This is a genomic window from Allobosea sp. CER48 (assembly GCF_044752385.1).
In the GTDB taxonomy this organism is placed as follows: Bacteria; Pseudomonadota; Alphaproteobacteria; order Rhizobiales; family Beijerinckiaceae; genus Allobosea.
In genome coordinates, this window is the sequence record NZ_JBIWYK010000195.1 from 1 (window position 1) to 5,868 (window position 5,868).

A 5,868-nucleotide genomic window follows, 5' to 3' on the forward strand; every position below is an offset into this window, starting at 1 on the left:
GCTCTGGCAGGAGCCGGCGCCCTCGTAGCAGCGACCACGCTGGACCTTCCCGGAGCTACTCCGGCCCAAGCACAAGGAGTTCCCGTGAATCAGGCCCCCGGTTTCTACCGCTACAAAGTCGGCGACATCACGGTAACCGCAATCAATGACGGCTTCGCCAAGCGGCCGCTGGAAGGCTTCGTTCGCAATGCCGAGCTCACCGACGTCAAGAAGGCGATGGCAAGCGCCTTCCTGCCGCAGGATGCTCTCAACATCACCTTCACCACGCTGGCGATCCAGAGTGGCGGCAAGCTCACGCTGATCGACACCGGCAACGGCGATTCCGGCGCTCCGACCTCCGGGAGCTGGATGGCGAACTTCAAGGCCGCCGGCTTCGACCCCAAGGACGTCTCGAGCATCGTGTTCAGCCATTTCCACGGCGACCACATCAACGGATTCCGGCTCAAGGACGGTGCCGCTGTCTTCCCGAACGCCGAAGTCATGGTGCCGGCCGCCGAATGGGCGTTCTGGATGGACGACGCCAAGATGAACGCGGCCCCGGACGCCATGAAGGGCGCCTTCGCCGGCGTGCGGCGCGTCTTCGGCCCGGTCGCGAAGGAAGTGAAGCAGTTCGAGCCCGGCAAGGACGTCATTCCGGGGCTCACGCCGGTTGCGGCACCGGGACACACGCCGGGCCACACCGTCTTCGCCCTCACCTCGGGCAACGGCAAGCTGATGATCATGTCGGACACCACCAATCACCCCGCGCTCTTCGTGCGCAACCCGGACTGGTCGGCCGTCTTCGACATGGATGGCGCGCAGGCCGCCGCCACCCGGCGCAAGCTGCTCGACATGGTTTCTGCCGACCGGATGCAGGTCGCGTTCTACCATGCTCCCTTCCCGGCGGTCGGGCACATCGCGAAGGACGGGAACGGCTTCGAGCTCGTCCCGGTGCAGTGGACCCCGGCGATCTGAACAGACCGCAGTTCCGCATGTCTTCGAGGCCGGGCACGCAGCCCGGCCTTTTTCGCGGGCACGGCCTTGTTGCAGCCATCGCCTCGTGACTTCTGGCTCGCTCGTGTTAAGCCTGCCCCGATGCCGCAGGGCCTGCCGCTTCAGGATACGCTATGACCGAACGCTTCGGCGCGATCTCATTCGTCGCCAGTGATACCCCCGAAGCGCTGGCTGCGCTCGACAGGCTGGTCGAGCGCTATGGCAACGCCGATCCGGCGGAAGCCGACGTCGTGGTCGCGCTTGGTGGCGATGGGCTGATGCTGCAGACCCTCCACCGCTTTCTTGGTACCGGAAAACCGATCTACGGGATGAACCGGGGCTCGGTCGGCTTCCTGATGAACGAGTTCAAGGAACGAGGGCTGCGCAAGCGCCTCGAGGCGGCCCAGCGCAGCGTCGTGCACCCGCTGTCGATGCAGGCGACCGACTGCAGAGGAAGCTCCGTACAGGCCAAGGCGATCAACGAAGTCTCGCTGCTGCGCCGTTCCTACCAGGCCGCGAAGCTGCGCATTTCCGTTGACGGGCAGGTTCGCCTCACCGAACTCATCGCCGACGGCGTGCTGTTGGCGACGCCCGCCGGCTCAACTGCCTACAACCTCTCGGCCAATGGCCCGATCCTGCCGCTCGATGCGCCGCTGCTGGCGCTGACCCCGATCTCGGCCTTCCGCCCCCGCCGCTGGCGCGGTGCATTGCTGCCTGACCACGCAAAGGTTTCGATCGAGGTTCTGGAAGCCGACAAGCGCCCCGTCAGCGCGGTCGCCGACCATACCCAGATCGATGAAGTCAGCGCCGTCTCGATCGAGATCGACCGCGATGTCGATCTCGTCATGCTGCACGATCCCGGCCACAGCCTGGACGAACGCATCCTGCGCGAGCAGTTCGGCTACTGACGGTCTTCAGGCGACGTCGCGTAGATCGCCGGTTTCCAGCTCGACGAGGAAGGCCGGATCGGCCTCGACCAGCAGGGCAAGAGCGGCATCGTCCGCGAGCGTATCCGCGAGGATTCGCGATTCCTCGCGGGCTGCCTCGGCATCCATGCGCCGCAGCAACGCCAGCAGCGAGTCGGCCTCCGCTCCCTCCATTCCCTCGCAGGCGATGAGGACGTCGCGCAGCAAGGTGCGGTCGATACCGGGCCGCGCCCCACCGGCGTCGAAGCCGCGCGCGTTGAGGGCGAGGATCGCCGCCGTAAAGGCGGGTTCGAGCGAACCCGGCAGCCCAGCCTTGCGGCAGAGCGCCTTGAGCCCCGCTCCCCGCTTGTCGCGCAGCAGCACCGCCACCCGCCCCGCCGGCAGGCCGGACAGCGAAACGAAGGCGGCCTCCGCCAGTGCCGGCTCGCCGCTCAGCAGCGAGCGCAGGATCAGCCCCGGCGTCAGCCTGCCGGTGACGCGAAGAACCTCGACGATCGCCGGCGCATCGGTTGCTTCGCCACCTGCGGCAAGGGCCACCGCGACACGCTCCGTCGCCTCGCGCGCCAGCCGCTCGCTGCGCTCGGGCGTCAGCCAGCCGCAACCGGCAACGAAGCTCGCCAGCGTCGCGGAGACGCGCGCAGCGATCGCCTGCCGCAGGCCGGTCGGCAGGTCCGGGCGCTCCAGCAGGGCCTCGCGCAATGCGCCGCTGTCGCCGAAGCGTTCGATCATGCGCTCGAGCGAGAACTCGGGAATATCGGCACCACGATTACCGGCGAGCGTGATCAGGGCTTCCTCGCAACCGACCTCCGCCAGCGCAGCGCAGACACCGAGCGGAAGGCCCCGGCGCATCGCGATCGCACGCTGGGCCAGCCTGTCCCCGATGGCGGCGGCATCGACGAGATCGGCCTCGGTCAGCACCGGCGAATGTGCCAGCACCAGCGCCGCGACATCGCTTTGCTCCGCGATCAGGCCGAGCGCGAGATTGCGCGGAGTGCGCAGCGACGGTGCCATTTCCTCGGCAATCGCCCGGCGTACCGACGGCGAGGGATCGTCGATCAGCGCCAGCAGCGCCGTCTCCGCCTCTTGCCGATCCTCATCCGACATTTCTGAGCGCAGGTAGGCTCCCGCAAGCGCTGCGGCACCCGCTGCGCGCGCTTCGGCCGGGGCCGTGCGGGCCCAGAGCAGGAAACGGCGAACGATCATGCTCCGCCCCGCTGGATCATGAAGGAAGACAGATCGAGCGGCGCGCGACGCGTCCTGCCCGTTGCCTGCGGCGCCGCCGCGGCGGTGGAAGCCGTCAGCTCGCTCGGCCGCGACGGCGGCAGCGGAGCATTCACGACCTGGCCGGAAACGCTGGCAGTAGCCGAACCGGCTGATGTGCCAGCGTCGGATGCGATCGTCGCATCGCTCTGACCCGGGCGCGGGAAGTAGCGCTCGCCGCGTTCGAGCGACGCCGTCCTGGTACCGCCACGGCTCGGTGTCGTCCACAGATTGGCCACAGCCTTCGAAACCGGATCGCGGGAGCCGCCCGTCGAGAACAAACCGACCAGACCTCGCGCCCGCTCAGGGCGCAGCGCCGCCGCGATCTCGACCGGCGGCATGTCGCCCTGCCCCGGCTGGACGCCTAGCGTCGTTGCCGCTGCGACCTGGGTGCCGGCATGGCTCGCCGCCAGCACGCCATAGACCTCCTGTGCGCTGCGCGCCCGGCCGGCCTTGTCGTAGAAGATCGAGCGATTGGCCGCTGCCGCCTCCGGGAAATCCTGCGCCGCGACACGGTTGGGGTCGCTCGTCGCCGCCTTGATCAGATCGGAGGCGCCGCGCGCGCCCAGCACATGCGCCATGTAGAGTTCGCCAGCCTGCGGCTGGCGCCCGAGGGTGCCGGCAAGCTGGTCGCGGTTCTTCTGCGTCAGGGCTCCGGCCATCACGGCCGCGACCTGCGGGTCGTTGCGCAGCTGCAGGATTTTCTCGCGCGCCGCCGGATCGGAGACAGTCAGGCGCCCACCGCTCTCGGAGATGGCGTCGGCATATTGCGAGAGCCCCTGCTTGGGCCCTTCCTGCTTCACCATGGCGAGCCAGGTCTGCTCGATGAACTGGAACAGACCCGTCGCGCTAGAGGTCTTGGCCTTCGCCTCCGGCTCCAGTGAGGACTCACGCTGGGCCGTCTTGAGCAGGTAGTCGAAGCCCGCCCCCGTCCGCTCCGCGCCCTGGCGGATGGCGCTTACGACCGGGTTGGCTGGTTGCGCCTCGCGTGTCTGCGGCGTGGTGAAAAGGAACATCTGGAGCCTTCGGCATGCGGCTTCCGCGCATTGCGGAAAGCGCAATCCGAACCATGCTCCATTATGGTAAGCGAACCGTTAAGCGCCCCTTCGCAAAGCTTAACGCGACGCTTTCCACTTCCCTCCCGGCAGATGGCATTCTACGACTTCTCGTGCCGGCTCAGCGGCCGGCGGATGCGAAGGCGGAGGCGTCTATGGCGGATATGGTGCGTCACAAGCGTGGCGGGATCTATTTCGAGGATTTTCAGGTCGGCGCAGTGATCGAGCACGGCCTGACCCGGACCGTCACGCAGATGGACAACATGCTGTTCTCCAACATGACGCTCAACCCGCAACCCCTTCATATCGATGCGCATTTCTGCGCGACAGAAACCGAATGGGGCAAGCCGCTGATGAATTCGCTCTTTACGCTCGGACTGATGATCGGCATTTCGGTGAACGACACCACGGTGGGCACCACCATCGGCAATCTGGGCATGACCGACGTCGCGTTCCCGGCCCCCCTCTTCGAGGGCGACACGGTGAACTGCACCACCGAGATCGTCGCGAAGCGCGAGTCGCGTTCACGCCCCGATGCCGGCATCGTCGACTTCCTGCACAAGGCCTACAAGCAGGACGGCACGCTCGTCGCGCAATGCCGTCGCCAGGCCTTCATGCGCAAGCGCCCCGCGCCCGCCACGATCGCGGTCTGACGACATGCGCTCGCTCCTGTTCGTGCCGGGCGACAGCCCCAAGAAGCAGCAGAAGGGCCTGGAGATCGGCGCCGACGCCCTGATCCTCGACCTTGAGGATTCCGTCGCGCTCGATGCCAAGCCGTCGGCGCGCGAGATCACCCGCGCCTTCCTGGACGCCACACGTGCATTGCCGAAGCGCCCGCTGCTGATCGTACGGATCAACGGCCTCGCGACCGGCATGAGCGACGCCGATCTCGACGCGGTGATGCCCGGCGCCCCGGACGCGATCATGCTGCCGAAATCGGAAGGCGGCGCTGATGTCGGCCACCTCGCCGCCAAGATCGCCGTGCGCGAGGCGGAGTGCGACCTGCCGGACGGCACCACGCGAATCCTGCCCATCACGACGGAGAACGCCAAGGGCATCTTCGGGCTTGGAAGCTATAGTCGTTCCTCGCACCGCCTGATGGCGTTGACCTGGGGGGCCGAGGATCTCTCGGCCGACCTCGGGGCCGAAACCAATCGACTCGAGGACGGCAGCTACACGGATCCCTATCGGCTCGCCCGCTCGCTCACGCTGTTCGGCGCGACGGCGGCACAGGTCGATGCGATCGACACCGTCTTCACCAATTTCCGTGACGAAGCTGCCTTCCGGGCGGAATGCCTGGCATCGCGTCGCGATGGCTTCACCGGCAAGATGGCGATCCATCCGGCGCAGGTCGCGCCGATCAACGAGATCTTCTCGCCCTCGCCGGCCGCGCTAACCAAGGCCGAGCAGGTCGTGGCGCTGTTCGCGGCCAATCCGGGCGCCGGCGTCATCGGCCTCGACGGCGAAATGCTCGATCGCCCCCATCTCATCAAGGCGGAGCGCCTTCTCGCGCGGGCTCGCAAACCGGTTGAATGACTGGCGGGAGACGATTCGAATGACTCAGGTTTTCGCCATCTCGGGCATGCATTGCAGCGGCTGCGCCGGGCGCGTCCAGCGGGCGGCCGATGCGCTGGTACCGGGCGCGCAGGTCACGC

6 protein-coding genes are annotated in these 5,868 nt (G+C 67.5%); 4 read left to right on the forward strand and 2 right to left on the reverse strand.

The window, feature by feature from the left end; all coding sequences use genetic code 11:
- Window positions 1–3 precede the first annotated feature (3 nt).
- Entirely contained in the window at window positions 4–954 is a 951-nt protein-coding gene (locus tag ACIPIA_RS09180; RefSeq protein ID WP_400508769.1) for an MBL fold metallo-hydrolase, read from the forward strand.
- A gap of 152 nt (window positions 955–1,106) precedes the next feature.
- On the forward strand, window positions 1,107–1,880 hold the full coding sequence (locus tag ACIPIA_RS09185) for an NAD kinase (protein WP_400508761.1): 774 nt from the start codon (window positions 1,107–1,109) through the stop codon (window positions 1,878–1,880).
- A gap of 6 nt (window positions 1,881–1,886) precedes the next feature.
- On the opposite strand, the gene ACIPIA_RS09190 is transcribed toward ACIPIA_RS09185, so the two are convergent.
- Together ACIPIA_RS09190 and ACIPIA_RS09195 are read right to left on the reverse strand one after the other, a co-directional pair.
- Window positions 1,887–3,101: a DUF2336 domain-containing protein gene (locus ACIPIA_RS09190; protein ID WP_400508763.1), complete on the reverse strand. Its 1,215-nt coding sequence runs from the start codon at window positions 3,099–3,101 to the stop codon at window positions 1,887–1,889.
- Window positions 3,098–4,174 (reverse strand): lytic transglycosylase domain-containing protein, encoded by a 1,077-nt coding sequence (locus tag ACIPIA_RS09195; RefSeq protein ID WP_400508765.1) that lies wholly within the window; start codon window positions 4,172–4,174, stop codon window positions 3,098–3,100. The genes ACIPIA_RS09190 and ACIPIA_RS09195 overlap by 4 nt, the downstream gene beginning before the upstream one ends.
- Before the next feature lie 53 nt (window positions 4,175–4,227).
- Between ACIPIA_RS09195 and ACIPIA_RS09200 the strand changes: the two genes are divergently transcribed.
- Window positions 4,228–4,866 carry a MaoC family dehydratase gene (locus ACIPIA_RS09200; protein WP_400508771.1) on the forward strand — a complete coding sequence of 213 codons (639 nt, stop codon included), beginning with the start codon at window positions 4,228–4,230 and terminating at the stop codon, window positions 4,864–4,866.
- A gap of 4 nt (window positions 4,867–4,870) precedes the next feature.
- The gene (locus tag ACIPIA_RS09205) at window positions 4,871–5,749 is read left to right on the forward strand and encodes an HpcH/HpaI aldolase/citrate lyase family protein (protein ID WP_400508767.1); all 879 of its coding nucleotides are present in this window, start codon (window positions 4,871–4,873) and stop codon (window positions 5,747–5,749) included.
- Window positions 5,750–5,868 lie beyond the last annotated feature (119 nt).

Excerpts from the sequence above, each read along its gene's own strand:
- ACIPIA_RS09185 (WP_400508761.1), top strand. The coding sequence starts at position 1,107 with ATGACCGAACGCTTCGGCGCGATCTCATTCGTCGCCAGTGATACCCCC.
- ACIPIA_RS09190 (WP_400508763.1), bottom strand. The coding sequence starts at position 3,101 with ATGATCGTTCGCCGTTTCCTGCTCTGGGCCCGCACGGCCCCGGCCGAA.
- ACIPIA_RS09195 (WP_400508765.1), bottom strand. The coding sequence starts at position 4,174 with ATGTTCCTTTTCACCACGCCGCAGACACGCGAGGCGCAACCAGCCAAC.
- ACIPIA_RS09200 (WP_400508771.1), top strand. The coding sequence starts at position 4,228 with ATGCTCCATTATGGTAAGCGAACCGTTAAGCGCCCCTTCGCAAAGCTT.
- ACIPIA_RS09205 (WP_400508767.1), top strand. The coding sequence starts at position 4,871 with ATGCGCTCGCTCCTGTTCGTGCCGGGCGACAGCCCCAAGAAGCAGCAG.